At 62.8% G+C, this 20,211-nt stretch carries 19 protein-coding genes; 1 reads left to right on the top strand and 18 read right to left on the bottom strand.

The window, feature by feature from the left end; translation table 11 throughout:
• Positions 1-30: 30 nt before the first annotated feature.
• Together GGR39_RS06865 and GGR39_RS06860 are read right to left on the bottom strand one after the other, a co-directional pair.
• On the bottom strand, positions 31-1,197 hold the full coding sequence (locus tag GGR39_RS06865; RefSeq protein ID WP_246388383.1) for a hypothetical protein: 1,167 nt from the start codon (positions 1,195-1,197) through the stop codon (positions 31-33).
• A gap of 178 nt (positions 1,198-1,375) precedes the next feature.
• Positions 1,376-1,678 (bottom strand): Hpt domain-containing protein, encoded by a 303-nt coding sequence (locus tag GGR39_RS06860; protein ID WP_183616414.1) that lies wholly within the window; start codon positions 1,676-1,678, stop codon positions 1,376-1,378.
• 161 nt (positions 1,679-1,839) lie between these two features.
• On the opposite strand from GGR39_RS06860, the gene GGR39_RS06855 reads away from it, so the two are divergent.
• On the top strand, positions 1,840-4,410 hold the full coding sequence (locus GGR39_RS06855) for a coiled-coil domain-containing protein (protein WP_246388381.1): 2,571 nt from the start codon (positions 1,840-1,842) through the stop codon (positions 4,408-4,410).
• 131 nt (positions 4,411-4,541) lie between these two features.
• Here the strand turns inward: GGR39_RS06855 and GGR39_RS06850 are convergent, their stop codons facing one another.
• From GGR39_RS06850 to GGR39_RS06775, 16 genes are all read right to left on the bottom strand, one after another.
• Entirely contained in the window at positions 4,542-4,832 is a 291-nt protein-coding gene (locus tag GGR39_RS06850; RefSeq protein ID WP_183616412.1) for a DUF1467 family protein, read from the bottom strand.
• A gap of 12 nt (positions 4,833-4,844) precedes the next feature.
• A complete protein-coding gene (locus GGR39_RS06845; RefSeq protein WP_183616530.1) occupies positions 4,845-6,422 on the bottom strand; it encodes a ribonuclease J in 1,578 nt (525 codons plus the stop codon).
• 80 nt (positions 6,423-6,502) lie between these two features.
• Positions 6,503-7,279, bottom strand: a complete 777-nt coding sequence (locus GGR39_RS06840; RefSeq protein ID WP_183616411.1) for a type III pantothenate kinase — start codon at positions 7,277-7,279, stop codon at positions 6,503-6,505.
• A 15-nt stretch (positions 7,280-7,294) separates the two neighbouring features.
• The gene (locus tag GGR39_RS06835; protein ID WP_058737866.1) at positions 7,295-8,014 is read right to left on the bottom strand and encodes a biotin--[acetyl-CoA-carboxylase] ligase; all 720 of its coding nucleotides are present in this window, start codon (positions 8,012-8,014) and stop codon (positions 7,295-7,297) included.
• Between the two features lie 13 nt (positions 8,015-8,027).
• Positions 8,028-9,491, bottom strand: a complete 1,464-nt coding sequence (nuoN, locus tag GGR39_RS06830; RefSeq protein WP_183616409.1) for an NADH-quinone oxidoreductase subunit NuoN — start codon at positions 9,489-9,491, stop codon at positions 8,028-8,030.
• Positions 9,491-11,029: an NADH-quinone oxidoreductase subunit M gene (locus GGR39_RS06825; protein WP_183616408.1), complete on the bottom strand. Its 1,539-nt coding sequence runs from the start codon at positions 11,027-11,029 to the stop codon at positions 9,491-9,493. The genes nuoN and GGR39_RS06825 overlap by 1 nt, the downstream gene beginning before the upstream one ends.
• A 55-nt stretch (positions 11,030-11,084) precedes the next feature.
• Complete coding sequence (gene nuoL, locus GGR39_RS06820; protein ID WP_183616407.1) at positions 11,085-13,172, bottom strand: NADH-quinone oxidoreductase subunit L; 2,088 nt, start codon at positions 13,170-13,172, stop codon at positions 11,085-11,087.
• Between the two features lie 4 nt (positions 13,173-13,176).
• On the bottom strand, positions 13,177-13,482 hold the full coding sequence (gene nuoK / locus GGR39_RS06815) for an NADH-quinone oxidoreductase subunit NuoK (protein ID WP_058737862.1): 306 nt from the start codon (positions 13,480-13,482) through the stop codon (positions 13,177-13,179).
• Complete coding sequence (locus GGR39_RS06810) at positions 13,479-14,096, bottom strand: NADH-quinone oxidoreductase subunit J (RefSeq protein WP_183616406.1); 618 nt, start codon at positions 14,094-14,096, stop codon at positions 13,479-13,481. The genes nuoK and GGR39_RS06810 overlap by 4 nt, the downstream gene beginning before the upstream one ends.
• A gap of 13 nt (positions 14,097-14,109) precedes the next feature.
• Complete coding sequence (gene nuoI / locus GGR39_RS06805; RefSeq protein WP_058737860.1) at positions 14,110-14,595, bottom strand: NADH-quinone oxidoreductase subunit NuoI; 486 nt, start codon at positions 14,593-14,595, stop codon at positions 14,110-14,112.
• On the bottom strand, positions 14,592-15,638 hold the full coding sequence (nuoH, locus tag GGR39_RS06800) for an NADH-quinone oxidoreductase subunit NuoH (RefSeq protein ID WP_183616405.1): 1,047 nt from the start codon (positions 15,636-15,638) through the stop codon (positions 14,592-14,594). The genes nuoI and nuoH overlap by 4 nt, the downstream gene beginning before the upstream one ends.
• On the bottom strand, positions 15,635-17,656 hold the full coding sequence (nuoG, locus tag GGR39_RS06795; protein WP_183616404.1) for an NADH-quinone oxidoreductase subunit NuoG: 2,022 nt from the start codon (positions 17,654-17,656) through the stop codon (positions 15,635-15,637). The genes nuoH and nuoG overlap by 4 nt, the downstream gene beginning before the upstream one ends.
• The gene (gene nuoF / locus GGR39_RS06790; RefSeq protein WP_183616403.1) at positions 17,656-18,966 is read right to left on the bottom strand and encodes an NADH-quinone oxidoreductase subunit NuoF; all 1,311 of its coding nucleotides are present in this window, start codon (positions 18,964-18,966) and stop codon (positions 17,656-17,658) included. Before nuoF ends, nuoG begins: the two co-directional genes overlap by 1 nt.
• A complete protein-coding gene (locus tag GGR39_RS06785) occupies positions 18,963-19,634 on the bottom strand; it encodes a complex I 24 kDa subunit family protein (protein ID WP_183616402.1) in 672 nt (223 codons plus the stop codon). The genes nuoF and GGR39_RS06785 overlap by 4 nt, the downstream gene beginning before the upstream one ends.
• Positions 19,634-19,969, bottom strand: a complete 336-nt coding sequence (locus GGR39_RS06780) for a nuclear transport factor 2 family protein (protein ID WP_183616401.1) — start codon at positions 19,967-19,969, stop codon at positions 19,634-19,636. Before GGR39_RS06780 ends, GGR39_RS06785 begins: the two co-directional genes overlap by 1 nt.
• Positions 19,962-20,162: a hypothetical protein gene (locus GGR39_RS06775; RefSeq protein WP_183616400.1), complete on the bottom strand. Its 201-nt coding sequence runs from the start codon at positions 20,160-20,162 to the stop codon at positions 19,962-19,964. The genes GGR39_RS06780 and GGR39_RS06775 overlap by 8 nt, the downstream gene beginning before the upstream one ends.
• Positions 20,163-20,211: the final 49 nt, after the last annotated feature.

The raw sequence follows: 20,211 nt of genomic DNA, 5'->3' as shown, positions 1-20,211 counted from the left end.
GGTTAAGGCCGGGTTATCCAGCGCCAACCATTACGCCGAGCGACGCGGCGGCAGCAGCACGGCGGCGATCGCCAGAGCGACGGCGGCGATCCGGATCACGATGCCCAGGTATCCCAAAGCGGCTGCGACCGCCAGCAGCAGCGCCAGCGCTGCGCGGTCACACGTCCAGGCAGCCAGGCGACCAGCCAGCAAACGCGAAGCAAGATGTACCATCAACATCAGCATCACGGGGGCGAAGATACGGTACTCCAGGGGGATCGGCACGCCGTCCTCAGCGGCCGTGACACCCACGACGCCGACGATCACCAGCGTCACGTCCACCGCCCAGCCCAGCACGTCGGCGCGCGGGATCGCCGGGGCCAACACGCGATGGGCGTGTCGCTCGGCATTGCGCAGCAGACCCGTCGCGCGCGCCATCACCCAGCCCAGCGCAATGACCACGAACGCGGGCACCGTCAGCCCGGCAAAACCCAGCGCCAGGGCCAGAGCCATCGCCAGCATCACCCCCAGCCCTGTCATGCCGCTGGCGTTGCCGCCATGCAGCAGAGAGGATCCGAAAGAAAGTACGCCCGCCCGCGCCAGCCGATCAGACAACGTCACAGCCGGACCACCCGCCAGCCGCAATCGCAGCCAGTCCGTCTCGATCATCAGCGCATCCGCCTCGGAGCGGACCATGCGCCAGTTCGCCGCCGTTCGCTCCTCGGCCGGAACGTATTGCATCTGCGCGCCGGATTGCAGCGCGATACGCGTCAACGCCGATGCCGCATCGCAGTCCGCCGGCAGGTCATGCAATCGCTCCACCAGGGAGCCGGGAATACGCATCACGCCAGCGGCGGCGTGGTTGATGTCCAGCCGTTCGAACCCTTCGGCCACCGCTCCGTCATCGGGCAGCGCCAGGACGACCGGGCGGGTACCTTCCAGAAGTTCCGCTACGTCACCCGGCTCGGCAAAGACGCCCTCGGTGATCACGATCAGTTCGTCGGTAGCGGTGACAAGGGCGGACAACTGCTGCGGTCCCGCCACGATATGGAAGCGCAGGCCCGCCGCCTCTACCGCGCGCTGGACGGCGTTCAGCTCTGGCGACGGCCCCCGCGCGAGGCAGATCACGCGCTGGCAATCCAAGGCAAGGGCCATGCCCAGTTGATGCTGCGCCAGCGTCGTCCCGGCGATGCGCAGGAACGCGCGGGGGTAGGCCATCGAGCCTCCCACGGGGTCCAGCATGGCAAGCAGGGCGGTGCGCAGAGTGATATCTCCATCTATCCTGACGTTCGGGAAGCCCTGTTCCCGTCCAACCGGACGATGCTGTCCTAGGCACTGATGACGAAAGTGCCAAGCGCGACGCGAAGAGGCCTTCCGGAAAACTGCTTTTGCGTACTCAAGGGGTCGCGAATGTCGCCAGGTAGCTCTTGAGCCGTCGCACCGCCATCGGCTCTCCGGGAGCGGCTTCCAAGGCCTCCTCGGCCAGTTCCAGCAACGCTTCGGAGTGGAACGAGGCGGCCAACCCTTTCAACCGCACTGCCGCGATCGTCCAATTGCCATCGCAACGGGCGCGCTCCAGCAAGTCGACCTGGCGCGCGACGCTATCCACGAACGCCGTGCGCAGTTCCTCGAACAGAGCCGCATCACCGCCTGCCGCAGCCTGTAGCGTGGCTTCAAGGGCACCTGCTTCGTACGCCATCCACAAGCGTGGTAAGCCCTAGGGCTAAACCGGGGTTTAACGCGACGGCCCCTTCGTGATATTTTCCGACGATGTCAGGGGAAACACGCATAATCGCCTTCGGGGCGAACGCATCCGAACAAAACGGCGCAGAAACTGCCCCGTTTCAGGACACACCGGGCATGCCCGAGAGCGAATCGGATATGATCGACGCCTCCGCTTGGATCGAGGACGAGCCCGTCGCCGCCTCCCGATCTGACGTTCTGCCGATGGCCGGGGCCTTTGGCGTGATTGCGCTGTGGACAGGTTTCTTTTTCTGGTCGCAATGGGCAGCGCTGGCCACGCTGCCGCCGGGCCAGGTGCCGGCGATGGTCATGCAGTGGGCGGTGCCGGTCCTGCTCGTCGTCGCAGTATGGCTGCTGGCCATGCGCACCAGCCGACGCGAGGCCGGGCGCTTTGGCGATGCCGCCGCCCTGCTTTCGCGGGAAAGCGCCCTGCTGCAGACACGGCTGTCCAGCGTCAACGGAGAGCTTAGCCTGGCGCGCGAATTCGTCGCGGCACAGTCCCGCGACCTGGAGACGCTGGGACGGCTGGCGGTAGAGCGCCTGACGCAGAACGCCGATCGCCTCCAATCGCTCATCGTCGAAAACGGCGGGCGGCTGGAAACCATCCAGGCCGTCAGCAAGACCGCACTGGAAAACATGGATCGCCTGCGCGGCCAATTGCCGGTGATCGCCAGTTCCGCCAAGGACGTGACCAACCACATCGCCAACGCCGGGCGGACCGCGCAAAGCCAGTTGCAGGATCTGGTATCCGGGTTTGAGCGGCTCAGCGATGTCGGCGCGGCGAGCGAGGCGCAGGTTGGCGTCGTCCGCCAGTCGATGACAGCGGCCGCCGATGATTTCCGCCGCGTCTGCGACGATCTCGAAAAACTGGCGTCGCATCGTTTTGACGCCCTGGCCCAGCGCGGTGCCGAATTCCGCACCAGCCTGGAGCGGGACGAGGTGGAGATGCTGGCGGCGATCCGCACCCGCGCCGCCGCCCTGGCCCAGGAAGTGGAAGAAGCCCGAGCCTCGCTCGACCATCATGAGGCCGAAAGCCTCACGTCGTTGCGCGCCCGCCTGACCGCCTTGCGCGATGAAAGCGGCGTCGTCGGTCGCGCCTTGCAGGATAGCGAGGGCCGCGCGGTCGAAGCCTGGAACGGCCGCCTCTCCACCATCGAGGAACGCCGCGCCGAACTGGAAGCCCGCATCACCGAAGTCGAGCGCGCCAGCCTTGAATCACTGGATGAACGTGCGAACAAGCTCTCGCGCAGCGGCGAGGAATTGCGCACGCAATTTGCGGCGACCGACAAGGCCGCCTTGGCCGCACTGGAAGAACGCGTCGATCGCTTGCGCGCGCGGGCGGGCGAACTGCAATCGCAGATCTCTGCCGGCGAGCAGGCGGCACTGACGCGTATCCAGTCGCAGCTTGCGGCACTGGACGGTGCGGTGGCGGAGCGACTGGCCGAACACGAGCGGCACTCCGATGCCCTCGCCTGGCGTAGCGAAGCGCTGGTCGGATCGCTCAGCGATCACAGCGAACGGTTGGCGGCTATCGCGCAAAGCGGTGCCGAGGCAGAGGGTGTCCTCTCCCGAAGCCTGGCGGTGCTGAGCGACCGCCTGACCGCATCACGCACGACGCTGGCCGCGACCGAGGGCGAGGTCGAGAAGTTGACCGACGCCAGCGTGCGCCTGCTCGAACTGATCCAGGCCAGCGCCAAGCATAGCTCCGGCGTGTTGCCCGAAGCGCTCTCGGTGGCGGACGATCGCCTCTCCCGCCTGGGAGACAAAGTGTTGCAGCTGATCGACGACATCGGCGCGGGCGCTCGCCGCAGCGGCGAATTGCATACGGCGATCGACGGCACGCGCGAGGCGGTGCTTTCGGTGCAGGCCGAACTCGCCAGCGGCCAGTCCGCCCTCTCCGAACACAACGAGACGCATTACGCTGAGATCGGGGCCTTGCGCGCCGCCTTGGAAGACGTGGAACGGACCAGCGAACGCGTTGGCCTGCGAACTCGCGAGGAACTAGGCGCAGCGGTTGAGCAATTGTCCGCTTCCGTCCGGGCCGCGCTCGCCAGCCTCGAGGAAGAGGGTGCGAGCCGCGTGCGCAAACTGGCCGACCAGTTGGGCGACGAAAGCGCGAAGGCGATCGACCGTGTCATGCGCCCGCGTGCGGCCGAGGCGGCCGGTGCGCTGGAGCAGGCCGTCGCCCATGCGTCTGGCGCTGGCCGCGAGGCGGCGCTGCAGATGCGCGAGCAACTGTCCGCGATGGAAGACGCCGTGGTCGGACTGGAAAGCCGGGTCGCCCTCGCGCGGGAAATCGCGCAGGAGCAGGTCGACAACGACTTCAGCCGAAACGCCGCGCTGATCGTTGACTCGCTGAAATCAAACGCGATCGACATTGCCACGGCGCTGTCGAGCGATGTCGCTGACACCGCATGGTCGGCCTATCTGCGCGGCGACCGTGGCATCTTTGCCCGCCGGGCCGTGTCCTTGCTTGATGCGGGCGAAGTGAAAGCGATCCAGCAACTGTTCGAGCGAGACGACACTTTCCGCGAGCATGTCAGCCGCTATATCCACGACTTCGAAGCGCTGCTGCGGCAGATCCTCTCGACCCGCGAAGGCCATGCCTTGGGCGTGACACTGCTGTCTTCGGACATGGGCAAGCTCTACGTGGCGCTGGCCCAAGGGATTGAGCGCCTGCGGAGCTAAGGCAGCGTGGCGGGCCGATTTGCCTGCCAGGCTCTGTCCCTATGACCCATTGGTAGCATCGGCGCTTATCGAAGGAATAAGCTCCAGCCTAACCTACCCCCGGGGAGGACATACGCCGTAGCGCCCCTAGGTCAGTACCCCATGCTCTTGATGGGCGGGGAACCGTAGAAGTTCAGGTCCTGAACATCGACCCACCCGTTCACGTAGTTCAGGTAGAACGCGAACATCATCACGGCCGACAGGATCGTGGCGCGAAAGGCGATGCGGCGGGGCCGGAAATTGACCGGCGCGCTGTCCGCGTGGCCCTTCTCCACCGTGTGCCCCTCAACCTCATCCGAAGTGCGCAGTCCGAAAGGCATGACAAGGAACGCCGCAAGCACCCATAGCAAGGCGTAGATGGCGATGACCGACGTCCACTGCATGGCTTGCGTTCCTTACTGATCCGAGGCGAGCATGACGATCACCTGCGGCTTCTTGCCCGTCCATCGTGAAGCCGCCCGGCGCGCGGCAAGCCGTGCCGCTTCACGCCGCTTGCCAAAATCGGCCCGCGCTTTCTGCGCCGCCGCCAACGCATCCGCCACGTCCCGCCGGGTTTCGTTGATGAACGCCTCGTGATCGGAATCGAGCGGCAGGCCAAGCGCGTCGACTTGAACGACGCCACGGGCATCCACCGCTACGGTGACGACACCCGCTGAGGACAGTCGTCGCCGCATCACAACCGCGTCGCCATCGGCAGGCACGATCATGTCACCATCCAGCACCAGACGGCCCGCGCGAACCGACTCGATCTTGCCGGGTTTGCCCGGGGCAAGCCGCACAAGATCGCCGTTCTGCTGGAACACCGCCTTGGGCACGCCGGTCGCCAGCCCCAACCGCGCCTGTTCGCGCATGTGGCGAATTTCGCCGTGGACCGGCACCAGGATTTCAGGGCGAATCCAGCGATACAGCGTTTCCAATTCGGGCCGTCCGGGGTGTCCCGAGACGTGGATCGGGCTCTGCCGATCGGTGATCAGCACGATGCCGCGTTCCGCCAGGCGGTTCTGAATTCGACCGATCGCGATTTCATTACCGGGGATCTGGCGGCTGGAAAACAGCACCACATCGCCCTCCTCCAGCGAAAGCGGATGATTGCCTTCCGCCACGCGGGACAACGCCGCGCGCGGTTCGCCCTGGCCGCCGGTGGCGACGATCAGCACCTTGCCGCGCGGCAGGCTCATCGCCGTGTCAAAATCGACCGGCGTGGGCAGGTCCTTCAGATAGCCGCTGGCCTGACCGGCTTCGATGATCCTATCCAGCGATCGCCCCGCCACGCACAGCTCGCGCCCGGTCGCCTTCGCCACCGCGCCCAGCGTCTGCAGCCGCGCCACGTTGGATGCAAAGGTGGTGACGAGAACCCGCTTGCCCTTGTGCCGCGCAACTTCGGCCTGCAGCCCACGCAAGACCTCACCCTCGGACCCGGATGGTTCCGGATTGAACACATTGGTGGAGTCGCAAACCAGCGCCAGCACGCCCTCGTCCCCGATCTCGGTCAGTTCCTCCGCCGTGGCAGGAGTGCCGATCTGCGGCTCTTCGTCGATCTTCCAGTCGCCGGTGTGAAACACGCGCCCGAACGGCGTGTCGATCAGCAGCGCGTTGCCCTCGGCGATCGAGTGCGCGAGCGGCACATAGCTGATCCCGAACGGCCCCAGCTCGAACTCGTCGAGATCATGCACGACGTTCAGCTCGATCTGGTCGAGGATGCCCTCCTCCTCCAGCTTGGCCGCGACCAGCCTGGCGGTGAACGGCGTGGCGTAAAGCGGCACACCCAGCTTTTTGGCGAAGTAGGGCACCGCGCCGATATGATCCTCATGCGCGTGCGTCAGCACGATGCCGATCAGATCCTCACGGCGCTGCTCGATAAACTCCAGGTCGGCAAATACCAGGTCAACGCCGGGATATTCGTTGCCGCTAAACGTCATGCCCAGGTCGACCATCAGCCACTTGCCCTGGCACCCGTATAGGTTGACGTTCATCCCGATTTCGCCGGAGCCACCCAGCGCCAGAAACAGCAATTCCTCGCCCGGCTTGTAGGCCTTGGGGCTATTTACATCAGTCACTTGTCGGCACGCTCCGCCAATATTGCGAGACCCTCTAGGGTCAGATCGGCATCAACCGCATCAAAGATGTCGGTGGCCTCGTTGAACAGGACGGCAAGGCCGCCCGTAGCGATGATTTTAGCCGGTCGCCCGATTTCGGCGCGGATACGGGCGATCAGCCCCTCCATCATCGCGACGTAGCCCCAGAACACGCCGATCAGCATCTGATCTTCGGTATTGCGCCCGATGACGCTGGTGCCCTTTGGCACCTCGATCGCGATACGCGGCAGCTTCGCCGTATTGCCGACCAGCGCATCGAGTGAAAGGTTGATGCCCGGCGCGATGATGCCGCCCTTGTAGGCCCCGTTGAAGTCCACCACGTCGAACGTTGTCGCCGTACCAAAATCGATGACGATCAGGTCGCCGGCGTACTTGGCGTGCGCGGCCACCGCGTTCACCGCGCGATCCGCCCCCAATGAGCGCGGCTCGTCGACATCGATGTCGATCCCGTAGTCTGCCTCCGCCTGTCCGGCGATGAGGGGTTCGATCCCGAAATAGTTCTGCGCCAGCATTTCCAGGTTATGCAGCGCACGCGGCACGACGGTGGATATGATGATCCGATTGATCGCCTCGCGCGAAAAACCCTGAATCTGCAGAAGCTGAAGCAGCCAGACGGCGTACTGATCACCGGTCCGGCGCGGATCGGTGGCGATACGCCAGCGGCCTTTCATGGCGCGCCCGTCAAAAAGGGCGAAAACGACGTTGGTGTTGCCGGCATCGATGGCAAGCAGCATGGCGGGTGTCCTGGATCAGCGACGCGGCGCGAGAGAAACTTCGCCCGCATGAATCTGTCGTCTCGTGCCGCCGCTAAGCTCCAGTTGCAAGGCCCCATCGTTGCCAAGCCCCGCAAAGGCACCCCGCATCAGTTCACCATCCGGCCCGTGGACCTGCAACGGCGTACCAATCGGATGCGCGCGCGCCGCCCAGTCCTGACGCAATTCCTCCCACCCGCCGCTTCTCCAGGAACGCAGCGCATGCGACCAGCACGTGTCGAGCAGATCGGCAAAAGCGTCTCGGCTGACCGCAAAGCCCTTTGACGCCAGGCTGACAGTCTGACGATCGGGTAGCTTGGGAGCGTTGGCCAGGTTAACGCCCACCCCCAGCACCACGGCCTCGCCAGAGCGTTCCAACAGGATGCCGGCAAGCTTTGCACCGCGCACCAGCAAGTCGTTGGGCCATTTCAAGAACGTACCCGACAATTCTGGCGCGCTGGCCTCGACGGCCGCATATGTCGCCACGCCCGCAACGAGGGACAGCGTATGCGCAGGCGGATCACCGGCCCGGAGGCGGATCACGGTCGATCCCATGAAGTTACCGGCCCCATCGTTCCACACCCGGCCCTGGCGGCCACGGCCGGCAACCTGCCGATCCGCTACCAGCCAATGCCCTTCGACAACGTCCTCACCCGCTGCAAGACGCGCTAGAAGGTCCGCATTGGTAGAGCCCGTTTCGGGTACGACCTCGATCAAGCGACGCGGCGCTTTACGCGGCGACGAACAGCGCGGACGCGGCAGCCTGGGCCAACCCATCCAGCCACTTCGTCAGCAGATATCCCAGCGGCGACATGAAGACGGCCATGATCACCAGCAGCGCACCATGGGCCCAATCGCTGCGCCCTTTGACCGCGTCCATCGGCTCGTCGAAATACATGATCTTCACGACCTTGATGTAATAGAACGCACCGATCACCGAAGCGGCGATACCGATCGCGGCCAAGGCAACGTAATCGGCCTGGACGGCAGCTTGGAACACCACGAACTTGCCCCAGAAGCCGAAGAGTGGCGGAATACCGGCAAGGCTGAACATGATCATGGCCAGTGCCAGCGCCAAGCCAGGACGCGTGCGGGAAAGGCCAGCCAGATCGGCGATGGCTTCCAAAGGCCGTCCCTCGTCATCCCGCAGCATCAGAATGGCGACAAAGCCCCCCAGCGACATGGCGACGTAGATGACGAGATAGGTCAGCATCGCCGCCGCGCCCTGCGGCGTTGCGATCGCAAGTCCGATCAGCACGAAACCGACGTTGTTGATGGAGGAATAGGCCATCAGGCGCTTGATATTGGTCTGACCGATCGCGCCGAGCGCGCCGACCACGATCGAGGCAAGCGCCGCGAACATCACGATTTGCCGCCACGCGATGGCCTGCGACCCGAAAGCCTCCAGCGACACCCGCATCAGCAGTGCCAGGGCAGCAGCTTTCGAAGCTGTGGCGAAAAAGGTCGTCACCGGGGTCGGCGCGCCTTCGTACACGTCAGGCGTCCACATATGGAATGGCACGGCGGAAATCTTGAAAGCGAGGCCCGCCAGGACGAACACGATGCCGAATACCGCGCCCGTCGGGATACCCCCTTGCAACGCTGCGCTGATGCCGGCGAACGACGTCGTTCCGGTAAATCCATAGGTCAGGCTGACACCGAACAAGAGGATGCCGGAAGCAAGAGCACCCAGCACGAAATACTTGAGGCCGGATTCCGCCGATCGGCCATCCGTGCGCAGGAAGGCCGCCAGCACGTATGATGCCAGCGAATTGAGCTCGAGCCCGATGTATAAAGTCAGCAAGTCGCTGGCAGACGCCATCATGCCCATGCCGAGCGCCGCCAGCAGGATCAGCACCGGATACTCAGCGCGCATCGATCCGGTTCGCTCGAAGAAAGCCGGTGCGATGATCAGCGCCGCGGCAGACGAGCCGTAGATCAGCAGCTTCGCGAAAGCCGCGAAAGCGTCGGCGCGGAACTGGCCGTTGAACGCCATGACGTCCGGGCCCATGGCGCCGGAACAGAGCGCCGGGGCTACCAGGAACATGCAGCCGACCAGCACAGCGACGGCAGCGATAGATAAAGTGCGAGACGCCTTGTCGCCGCTCCATGCTGCAAACAACAGCAGGATCAGGCTGGCGATGCTGAGCGTGGTTTCAGGCGCGATAAGGCGCAGCGAGTGAGCGAGATCCATCAGTTGTGCCCCCCCTCTCCATGCGCTTCTTCATGGGCGAGCGGCGCTCCCTTGCCCACGATGAGCTTGCCGTCGTAGGCGGGCTTTACGCGGGCCAAGCGTGCGTCGAGCGCAGCTATATCCTGACGCATCGGCGCGATGAAGCTTTCAGGATAAACACCCATCCACAGCACGGCGAGGCCCAGCGGGATCATCATCAGGTATTCGCGCAAGGTCAAATCCGGCATGGCGGCAGCGTCGGCGTTCTTCTGCTCTCCGAAGACGACGCGGCGATAAAGATAGAGCATGTAGGCAGCGCCCAGGATGATACCGGTAGTGCCCGCCAACGCCACCCAGGTCGAAACCTGGTAGATGCCGCCCAGGCTCAGGAACTCACCGACGAAACCGGACGTGCCCGGCAGCCCGATCGAGCCCATCGTGAAGAGCAGAAAGAACAGTGCGTAACGCGGCATGTTGATGGCAAGGCCGCCATAGCGGCTGATCTCACGGGTATGCAGGCGATCGTAGATCACGCCCACGCAAAGGAACAACGCACCCGATACCAGGCCATGGCTGAGCATGACCAGCATCGAGCCTTCCAGACCCTGCACGTTGAAGGCGAAAAGACCCAGCGTCACGATCGCCATGTGGGCGACCGAAGAGTAGGCGATCAGCTTTTTCATATCATGTTGGACTAGCGCGATCAGCGAGGTGACGACGACGGCGATCATCGACAGCGCGAAAACCAGCGGAGCGAACTGCGCGCTGGCGTCCGGGAACATCGGCAGCGAAAAGCGGATGAACCCATAGCCACCCATTTTCAACAGCACACCGGCCAGGATGATCGATCCGGCCGTGGGCGCCTGAACGTGCGCGTCCGGCAACCAGGTATGCACCGGATACATCGGCATCTTCACCGCGAAGCTCGCGAAGAATGCCAGCCACAGCCACGTCTGTGCCTGCGGACTGAAGTCGTACGCCATCAGGGTTGGAATGTCGGTGGTGCCGGCGGTGTTCGCCATCCACAGCATCGCGACCAGCATCACGACCGATCCCAGCAGGGTGTAGAGAAAGAACTTGTAGCTGGCGTAGATACGGTTGTCCCCGCCCCACACGCCAATGATCAGGTACATCGGGATGAGGCCGGCTTCGAACATGATGTAAAACAAGAACAAGTCCTGCGATGCGAACACGCCGATCATCAGCGTTTCCATCAGCAGGAACGCCGCCATGTACTCGCCGACGCGCTTGGTAACCGACGTCCAGCTTGCGCCAATGCAAACCGGCATCAGGAACACGGACAGCACAATCAGCAACAACGCGATCCCATCGATCCCTAGCGCGTAAGAAAAGCTTGAGAAAACGGCATGCCGCTCCTGGAATTGCCACTGCGCGCCGCCGACATCGAAGTTCAGCCACAGCAGGATGCCCAGCGCCAGATCGATAAGCGTGGCGGTCAGCGCGACAGTCCGCGCTGCTTGCGCCTGCAGCTTGAGGCAGGCGATGGCGCCGGCCAGCGGCACCAACAGCATCAGGGAGAGGATCGGAAAGCCCCCCATTACTTACGCCCTCTCAAACAAGACACATAATTCCCCGTTCGGGTCTCGCCGCGCGTCACTTGATCACCCAGGTGATAGCGGCGACAAGACCGATCAGCATGACCAGCGCGTAGCTGTAGAGATAGCCCGACTGCACCTTTTGTGCGTAGTGCGAACCCTTGGCGACAACCCACGCCGCGCCATTCGGCCCAAAGCGGTCGATTATGCCGACATCGCCCACTTTCCAGAAGACGCGACCCAGCCAGAGCGCAGGCACGACGAAAAGATAGTGATACAGTTCGTCGAACATCCACTTGCGATAAACGAAGGCGTAGATCGGCCCCAGCTGTTCGGCCACGGCAGCGGGGAAGCGGGTATTCTTGATATACCCGTACCACGCGGTCACCAGACCGATCGCCATCACCGTGAACGGCGCCCACTTCACCCAGGTCGGCACACCATGCATCGCGTGGATTGTATGCTCGGCAAATGCCAGGCTGCCCTTCCAGAACTCGCCCGTGCCTTCCGAAATGAAGGCGTGGTGGAATACAAAGCCTGCGAAGACCGCACCGATCGACAGCAGGATCAATGGGATGAGCATGATCAACGGGCTCTCGTGCGGATGATATCCGCCGGTCCCTTCATGGGCATCCGCGCCATGAGCGTGATGGTGGTCGTGTCCAGCGTCTTCATGGGCGGGCGCATCGCTATGCTCGGCCCCGTGGCCATGACCAACGTGGGCATCATGATCATGCGCGTCATGAATGGCGTGCTGGATATGCTCGGACGCGGCCCAGCGCGGTTTGCCGAAGAACGTCAGAAACACCAGACGCCAGGAATAGAAGCTGGTCATCAACGCTGCGAAGATGCCCATCCAGAAAGCGTAGCTGCCGACTTGCGAATTGGCGGCGTACGCAGCCTCCAGGATCGAGTCCTTGGAGTAGAAACCCGCAAAACCGAATACATCGGCGATACCGACCCCGGTAATGGCCAGAGTGCCTGCGGTCATCGCCCAGAAGGTGACCGGAATCTCTTTCCGCAGGCCACCGTAATACCGCATGTCCTGCTCATGGTGCATGGCGTGAATCACCGAGCCTGCCCCGAGGAACAAGAGCGCCTTGAAAAAGGCGTGCGTGAACAAGTGGAACATCGACGCACCGAAAGCACCGACCCCGGCCGCAAAGAACATGTAGCCAAGCTGCGAGCAGGTGGAATACGCGATGACGCGCTTGATGTCCCACTGGGTGCAACCAATCGTTGCTGCAAAGAAGCAGGTTGAAGCGCCGATGAAGGTGACAAAACCCAGCGCGGTCGGCGCCGCCTCAAACATCGGTGACAGGCGGCAGACCATGAAGACACCCGCGGTCACCATCGTCGCTGCGTGGATCAGCGCCGACACCGGGGTCGGACCTTCCATCGCGTCAGGCAACCAAGTGTGTAGACCCAGCTGTGCGGACTTGCCCATCGCACCGACGAACAGCAGCAGGCAGAGTACCGTCAAGGTATCGAAACGGTAGCCCAGGAAACCGATAGTCGAGCCGGCCATACCCGGCGCAGCGCTCAAGATCTCGGGGATCGAAACCGTATTGAAGACAAGGTAGGTGCCAAATATGCCAAGCATGAAGCCCAGGTCGCCGACGCGGTTGACCACGAAGGCCTTGATTGCGGCGGCGCTGGCCGAAGGCTTGCGGAACCAGAACCCGATCAGCAGGTACGAGGCAAGGCCGACACCCTCCCAACCGAAGAACATCTGCACCAGGTTGTCCGCCGTCACCAGCATCAGCATGGCAAAGGTGAACAGCGAGAGGTACGCGAAGAAGCGCGGCTGATCTGGCTCCTCCTCCATGTATCCCCATGAATACAGGTGGACGAGTGCGGATACGCTGGTGATCACGACCAGCATGACTGCGGTCAGCGTATCGACCCGCAAAGCCCAGTCGAACGTCATCGTCCCCGACTGAACCCACTTGAGCACCGGCACGACCGCAGCTTCTGCGCTGCCGTTCAAGAAAGAAAGGAAGATCGGCCAAGACAGCCCACAAGCGACGAACAACGCGCCGGTCGTGATGACCTTTGCCGGAAACGCCCCGAGTTGCTTGTTACCAAGGCCTGCGACGATCGCTGCCAGAAGCGGCAGGAACACGATGATGAGGATGGAGTGCAACGTCTTAGCCCTTCATCCGGTTGGCATCGTCGACGGCAATGGTGCCACGGCTACGGAAATAGATGACGAGGATCGCGAGGCCCACCGCAGCTTCGCCCGCCGCCACCGTCAGCACGAACATGGCGAAGACCTGACCGGTCAAGTCATGCAGAAATGCGCTGAAAGCCACGAGATTGAGGTTCACCGCCAGCAGGATCAGTTCGATCGCCATCAGGATGACGATGATGTTCTTCCGGTTGAGGAAGATACCCAGGACGCCCAGCACGAACAGAATCGAACTGACGACGACATAGTGTTCGATGCCGATCACAGCGTCATCCCCTTACCGATCTCGGGCTTCATATTGATCGTCGCCTCATCCGGACGGCGCGCATTCTGCCGTGCGATGTTCTGACCGCGCGAGTCAGGACGTTGGCGGTGGGTCAAGACGATCGCACCGATCATGGCGACCAGCAGCACCAGACCCGACGCCTCGAAGAGGAACAGGTAGCGGCCATAAAGCAGCTGACCGATCGCGGCGATATTGCTGACACCTGGCGCGGTGATTGCGGTGCCGTCGGGCGTACCCAGATGCATAGCGCCCGCCTTGTACGCGCCGATGCCCAGCACGATCTCTGCCAACAGGACCAGCGCGATCAACATACCCAACGGAAAGTTCTTGATGAAGCCGGCGCGCAGTTCGGCAAAGTCGATATCGAGCATCATGACGACGAACAGGAACAGAACCGCGACGGCACCGACATAGACGATCACCAGCAGCATCGCGATGAATTCGGCACCCACCAGCACCATCAGGCCGGCGGCGTTGAAGAACGCCAGGATCAGCCAAAGCACGGAATGCACCGGGTTGCGCGCGAGAATGGTGATCGCGCCGGAGGCGATCGTCAGCACCGCAAACAGGTAAAAGGCAAAAACGTGGATCATGATTGCCGCGCCCCTAGCGGTAGGGCGCGTCGGCTTCAAGGTTCGCGGCGAGTGCCCGCTCCCACTTGTCCCCGTTCGCCAGCAGCTTCGTCTTGTCGTACAGCAGTTCTTCGCGCGTCTCGACCGAATATTCGAAGTTAGGACCCTCGACGATTGCGTCGACCGGGCACGCTTCCTGGCAAAAACCGCAAAAAATGCACTTGGTCATGTCGATGTCGTAGCGCGTCGTACGGCGCGAACCGTCAGCGCGCGGCTCGGCCTCGATGGTGATCGCCTGTGCCGGGCAGACTGCCTCGCACAGCTTGCAAGCGATGCAGCGTTCCTCACCATTGGGATAACGGCGCAGCGCATGCTCGCCGCGGAAGCGGGGCGACAGCGGGTTCTTTTCGAACGGATAATTCAGGGTCGCCTTGGGCTTGAAGAAGTACTTCAGCGTCAGAGCATGTGCCTTCACGAACTCGTAGAGCGTGAAGGACTTGACCAGTTGGGCGACACTCATGCGCCATACCTCGTAAACATGAGCCAGCCCGAAACCAGGACGACGAAGCCGAGCGATACCGGCAAGAAAACCTTCCAGCCCAGCCGCATAAGTTGGTCGTAGCGGTACCGGGGCACCGTCGCCTTCACCCAGGAGAAGATGAAGAAGAAGAACAGGATCTTGAGCAGAAGCCAGACAAAGCCGGGGATCCAATAGAGGAACGGGATCTCGAACGGAGGCAACCACCCACCGAAGAACAGCGTCGCGTTGAGCGCGCACATCAGCAGCACATTAGCGTACTCGCCCAGCCAGTAGAGTGCGAACGACATCGACGAGTATTCGGTCTGGAAGCCGGCGACGAGCTCGGACTCAGCCTCGGTGAGGTCGAACGGCGCGCGACCGGTCTCGGCCATACCGGAAATCAGGAACATCACCCACATCGGAAACAGCAGGATGTTGAACCAGAAGCCGTTCACGAAGCCGAGGCCCGCACCCTTCTGCGCCAGCACGATGTCGTTGAGGTTGAAGCTGTTGGCCCATAACACCACGCAGATCAGGATGAAGCCGATCGAGACTTCGTAGCTGATCATTTGCGCCGAGGCGCGCATGGCGGAGAAGAAGGGGTACTTCGAGTTCGACGCCCAGCCTGCCATCACCGTGCCATAGACACCCAGCGAACTGATCGCGAGCACGTATAGCAAGCCGACATTGATGTCCGCCAACACCGCGCCGGAGTTGAACGGAATCACCGCCCAGGCCAGCAGCGCCACCGTGAAGGTCACGATCGGCGCGATCAGGAAAATGCCCTTGTTGGCCGCCGATGGGATGATCGTTTCCTGCAGGAAAACCTTGAGGCCATCCGCGAACGATTGAAGCAGGCCGAAAGGACCGACCACGTTGGGGCCGCGGCGCAAAGCCATGGCCGCCCAGATCTTGCGATCGGCATAAATAATCATCGCTACGCCGAGCATCAGCGGCAGCGCGATCAGCAGGATGCCGCAGATCGTCGCGATCGTCCATGCCCATTCGAAGGACATGCCCAGGGATTGGAAGAAAGCGGTCACTCCGCTGCCTCCGCCATATCCTCACCGTGCAGCAATTCCGCCGAGCAGCGCTGCATCACGGCGCTCGCACGCGCGATTGGGTTGGTCATGTAGAAATCCTGGATCGGATAAGCGGCGATGGCTCCGCTGGCGGAACCACCACCTGACGGCAGAGCGCTTCCGTAGTCCGCCAAGCCTTCGATGCCAAGAGCCGGAACAGCCGCGATCATCGCACTGCGCAATTCTTCGAAGCTGTCGAAACCGACAGACACTCCGAACGCATCCGCAAGGGCGCGCAGGATCGTCCAATCCTCACGCGCATCACCGGGCGCAAAAACCGCTTTGTCGGCAAACTGCACCCGTCCCTCGGTGTTGACGTAAGTGCCGGACTTCTCGGTGTAGGCGGCCGCGGGCAGGATCACGTCCGCCGCATGTGCGCCTTTGTCACCATGATGGCCGATGTAGACGATCATCGAGTCTGCGAGCTTGGTGTAGTCCACTTCGTCCGCGCCCAGTGACAAGACGACCTTGGGCTTTGCATTCACGATATCGGCCAGACCACCCTTCTGCGCGAAGCCCAGCATCAGCCCACCCATGCGGCTTGCCGCCATGTGCAGTACGTTGAAGCCGTTCCACTGGGTGCCATCATCCAGGTCACGCACCAGGTTAAGGCTGCTTGACAGTGCAAGCGCCGCACCAAGGCCGCCACCACCCAGCCCCGCTCCGCCGACGATCATAGCCGGGCGCTTGGCCACGCCGAACGCATCGGTGACATGCTGTGGCAGAGCGCCCAGCAGCGAACGATCTGTGCCCAGGAACTCCCCGCCGAAGGTGGTCTCCCACTCCGCACCGATCAGGAAGACCTTGGCCCCGCGCTTGACCGCCTTGCGGATGCGCACGTTCACCAGCGGCGCTTCCCACCGCACCATCGACCCGACGATCAGGATGACGTCAGCCGTCTCGATGCCATTGAAGGTACTGTTGAAATTAACCGCGGCCATGCTGTCGGTCGCATAATCCATGCCGGTCTGGCGGCCTTCCAATTGGCTGGAGCCCAACGCGCCCAACAGCGTCTTGGCCGCGAACATCGTTTCGCAATCGACCATGTCGCCCGCGATCGCCGCGATGCTGTTCCCGGGGTTCAGCGAACCGACCGCAGCGAATGCTTCGGCCCAAGTCGCCGGCTGCAACTTGCCATCCCGGCGAATCCACGGGCGATCCAGCCGCCGCTTCGTCAGGCCATCGACCTGATAGCGCGCCTTGTCGCTGATCCACTCTTCGTTGACGTCGTCATTGATGCGCGGGAGGACGCGCATCACTTCGCGGCCGCGCGCATCGATACGGATGTTCGCGCCGGTCGCGTCGGAAACGTCGATACCCAGCGTCTTCTTCAGTTCCCACGGCCGAGCCTCGAAGGCGTAGGGCCGGCTTGTCAGCGCGCCGACCGGGCAAAGGTCGATCACGTTGGCCGAAAGCTCATGCTTGGCGGCATGCTCCAGATACGTGGTGATCTGCATCTGTTCGCCGCGATAGAGCGCGCCGATCTCGTCAACGCCCGCGACTTCTTCGGAAAACCGGACGCAACGGGTGCAGTGGATGCACCGCGTCATCTGCGTCTTGATCAGCGGCCCCATGTACTTGTCGGTCACGGCGCGCTTATTCTCATGGTAGCGCGAGCCGCCACGGCCGTAAGCAACGGACTGGTCCTGCAAGTCGCACTCACCGCCCTGGTCGCAGATCGGACAGTCGAGGGGGTGGTTGATGAGGAGGAACTCCATCACCCCTTCGCGCGCCTTCTTCACCATCTCCGAGTCGGTGCGGATTTCCTGGTTGTCGGCGGCCGGGAGCGCGCAGGAAGCTTGCGGCTTGGGCGGCCCGGGCTTCACCTCGACCAGGCACATGCGGCAGTTGCCGGCAATGCTCAGCCGTTCATGATAGCAGAACCGGGGAATTTCCTTACCGACCAGTTCACAGGCCTGCAGCACGGTCGCCCCGTTCGGAACCTCGATCTCGACGCCGTCGACTTTGACCTTTGGCATTACTCGGCGGCCTCTTGCAGCGAACCAAGCCGCTCTTCGATGCGGCGCTCGATTTCGGGACGAAAGTGCTTGATAAGGCCCTGGATCGGCCACGCAGCGGCATCGCCCAGCGCGCAGATGGTATGGCCCTCGACCTGCTTGGTGACCTGCTGGAGCATGTCGATTTCCTCGACGTGTGCTTCGCCGGTGCGCAGGCGCTCCATGACGCGCCACATCCAGCCTGTGCCTTCGCGGCACGGCGTGCACTGGCCGCAGGATTCGTGCTTGTAGAAATAGGACAAGCGGCTGATGGCGCGGACGATGTCCGTGGATTTGTCCATGACGATGACGGCTGCGGTGCCGAGGCCCGAGCCGACCGCCTTGAGACCGTCGAAATCCATCGGCGCGTCCCAGATCTGCTCGGCAGGCACCAGAGGCACGGACGAACCGCCCGGAATCACGGCAAGCAGGTTGTCCTTTCCGCCGCGAATGCCGCCGCAGTGCTTTTCGATGAGCTCGCTGAAGGGAATGCTCATCGCTTCTTCAACGACGCAGGGCTTGTTCACGTGGCCGCTGATCTGGAAGAGCTTGGTGCCGCGATTGTTTTCTGCGCCGAAGCTAGAAAACCAGCTGGCCCCGCGCCGCAGGATCGTGGGGGCAACGGCGATGGATTCGACGTTGTTGACCGTGGTGGGGCAGCCATAGAGGCCCGCGCCGGCCGGGAACGGCGGCTTCAGACGGGGCTGGCCTTTTTTGCCTTCCAGGCTCTCGATCATCGCGGTCTCTTCGCCGCAGATATAGGCGCCTGCACCACGATGGACGAAGACGTCGTAATCGTAGCCCGAACCGGCCGCATTCTTGCCCAGCAGACCGGCGTCGTAGGCCTCCTGCACGGCGGCAAAGAGCGTCTCGGCCTCACGGATATATTCGCCGCGAATGTAAATGTAGGCGGCACGAGCGCCCATTGCGAAACCGGCAACCAGCGCGCCTTCGATCAGCTTGTGCGGATCGTGGCGGATGATCTCGCGGTCCTTGCAGCTGCCAGGCTCGGACTCATCGGCGTTGATGACCAGGAAGCTGGGCTTTGGATTGCCCGCGGCGTCCTTGGGCGGTTCCTTGGGCATGAAGGACCATTTCATGCCGGTGGGGAAACCCGCGCCGCCACGGCCGCGAAGGCCGCTGTCCTTCATTTCCTGAATGATCGCGTCACGCCCGCGTGCGATCAGGTCTTTCGTGTTGTCCCAATCACCACGGGCTTGCGCCGCGCTGAGGTTCCACGGCTGATAGCCGTAGACATTGGTGAAGATGCGATCCTTGTCGGCGAGGCTCATGCCCACTCACCCCGATAGTCATGGTTCTCGTTGGCCATGGCCGTCAACGTCGAAAGCGCGCCGGCCGGTTCCACCGTATGGCGGCCTGGCTCCTGCGTGCCGGCTTTGGGCGTCTCACCCCGAGCCAGCGCGTCGAGGATGGCGTCCATCCGCTCTGGCGTCAGGTCTTCATAGTTGTCGTCGTTGATCTGCACCATCGGCGCGGATGCGCAGTTGCCCATGCATTCCACCTCGGTGAAGGTCCATAGGCCGTCGTCCGTCGTATGGCCTGCATGCATACCGCGCTTCTCGCACGTCGCGATGATGTCGTCCGACCCGCGCAACATGCACGGCGTCGTGCCGCAGACCTGCACATGGAAGCGCCCGACCGGCACGAGATTGTACATCGTGTAGAATGTGGCGACCTCTAGTACGCGGATCACCGGCATGCCGAGTTCGCGCGCGACGTACTCGATCACTGGTATCGGCAGCCAGCCTTGCGTGTTGGTTTCCTCACCCACCTGGCGCTGTGCATAGTCCAACAGCGCCATCACGGCGGAGCGCTGACGCCCTTCGGGATAGCGCGCGATTGCCGCCTTGGCCTTGTCAGCCCAGCTTTGCGCAAAGGTGAAATTGCCCCACCGCGCCCGTAACTCGGGCGTATCGGGTGCGATGGAACGGTCGGCCATTAGCGAACAAACTCCACGCGAGAGCACTTGTCGCCCTCGAAACTGTAGATCGACATCACGTCGAACGGCTCGGCTTCCGGAGAGCGAGAGACCGTCTCATGCAGAACAACGAAATCACCCAGAGCATAGCCCTGAACGATCTCGGCCTTATTCTTGGGAAACTCGGCAAACATCGCCTTCAGACCCGAACGCACGCCTTCGCGCCCGTCACGCAGAACCGCGCCGCGATAGCCTGCTTCGCAGGCGTCCTCAGTCATCAACGCCACATACGCGTCGGCATCCTGCGCATTGTAGTGTGCGATCATGGCCTCGGCGATGGCAAGGCGATCAGCCATGCTTGCTCTTTCTCTTCAACCACTGGTCCTGCGCGAACAGGAACATCTCGAAGCCGCCGATCGCCGTCACCAGCATCGGCAGCAGGTCGGACGACTTGAAGCCGAGATAAAGCGCCGCGAAGTACCAGGCGGCCAGCGCCAGTCCCGTCAGCATTGCCCAAACCCGCGTCATATCGAACATCTGCGCCTTCATACCTCGTACTCCCACCATCCCCGCTACGCTCACCCGAAACAGGGGGTCC

Source organism: Novosphingobium fluoreni, assembly GCF_014196615.1.
In the GTDB taxonomy this organism is placed as follows: domain Bacteria; phylum Pseudomonadota; class Alphaproteobacteria; order Sphingomonadales; family Sphingomonadaceae; genus Novosphingobium; species Novosphingobium fluoreni.
This window is presented reverse-complemented; position numbering and strand designations above follow the sequence as displayed.

Coding starts and splice junctions, on each gene's coding strand:
- GGR39_RS06845 (WP_183616530.1), bottom strand. CDS start 6,422: ATGAACGTCAACCTATACGGGTGCCAGGGCAAGTGGCTGATGGTCGAC.
- GGR39_RS06825 (WP_183616408.1), bottom strand. CDS start 11,029: ATGGGGGGCTTTCCGATCCTCTCCCTGATGCTGTTGGTGCCGCTGGCC.
- nuoI (WP_058737860.1), bottom strand. CDS start 14,595: ATGAGTGTCGCCCAACTGGTCAAGTCCTTCACGCTCTACGAGTTCGTG.
- GGR39_RS06775 (WP_183616400.1), bottom strand. CDS start 20,162: ATGAAGGCGCAGATGTTCGATATGACGCGGGTTTGGGCAATGCTGACG.
- GGR39_RS06865 (WP_246388383.1), bottom strand. CDS start 1,197: ATGGCCTACCCCCGCGCGTTCCTGCGCATCGCCGGGACGACGCTGGCG.
- GGR39_RS06810 (WP_183616406.1), bottom strand. CDS start 14,096: ATGATCCACGTTTTTGCCTTTTACCTGTTTGCGGTGCTGACGATCGCC.
- GGR39_RS06855 (WP_246388381.1), top strand. CDS start 1,840: ATGCCCGAGAGCGAATCGGATATGATCGACGCCTCCGCTTGGATCGAG.
- GGR39_RS06785 (WP_183616402.1), bottom strand. CDS start 19,634: ATGGCCGACCGTTCCATCGCACCCGATACGCCCGAGTTACGGGCGCGG.
- GGR39_RS06840 (WP_183616411.1), bottom strand. CDS start 7,279: ATGCTGCTTGCCATCGATGCCGGCAACACCAACGTCGTTTTCGCCCTT.
- GGR39_RS06780 (WP_183616401.1), bottom strand. CDS start 19,969: ATGGCTGATCGCCTTGCCATCGCCGAGGCCATGATCGCACACTACAAT.
- nuoF (WP_183616403.1), bottom strand. CDS start 18,966: ATGAGCCTCGCCGACAAGGATCGCATCTTCACCAATGTCTACGGCTAT.
- GGR39_RS06850 (WP_183616412.1), bottom strand. CDS start 4,832: ATGCAGTGGACGTCGGTCATCGCCATCTACGCCTTGCTATGGGTGCTT.
- nuoN (WP_183616409.1), bottom strand. CDS start 9,491: ATGGATCTCGCTCACTCGCTGCGCCTTATCGCGCCTGAAACCACGCTC.
- nuoG (WP_183616404.1), bottom strand. CDS start 17,656: ATGCCAAAGGTCAAAGTCGACGGCGTCGAGATCGAGGTTCCGAACGGG.
- GGR39_RS06860 (WP_183616414.1), bottom strand. CDS start 1,678: ATGGCGTACGAAGCAGGTGCCCTTGAAGCCACGCTACAGGCTGCGGCA.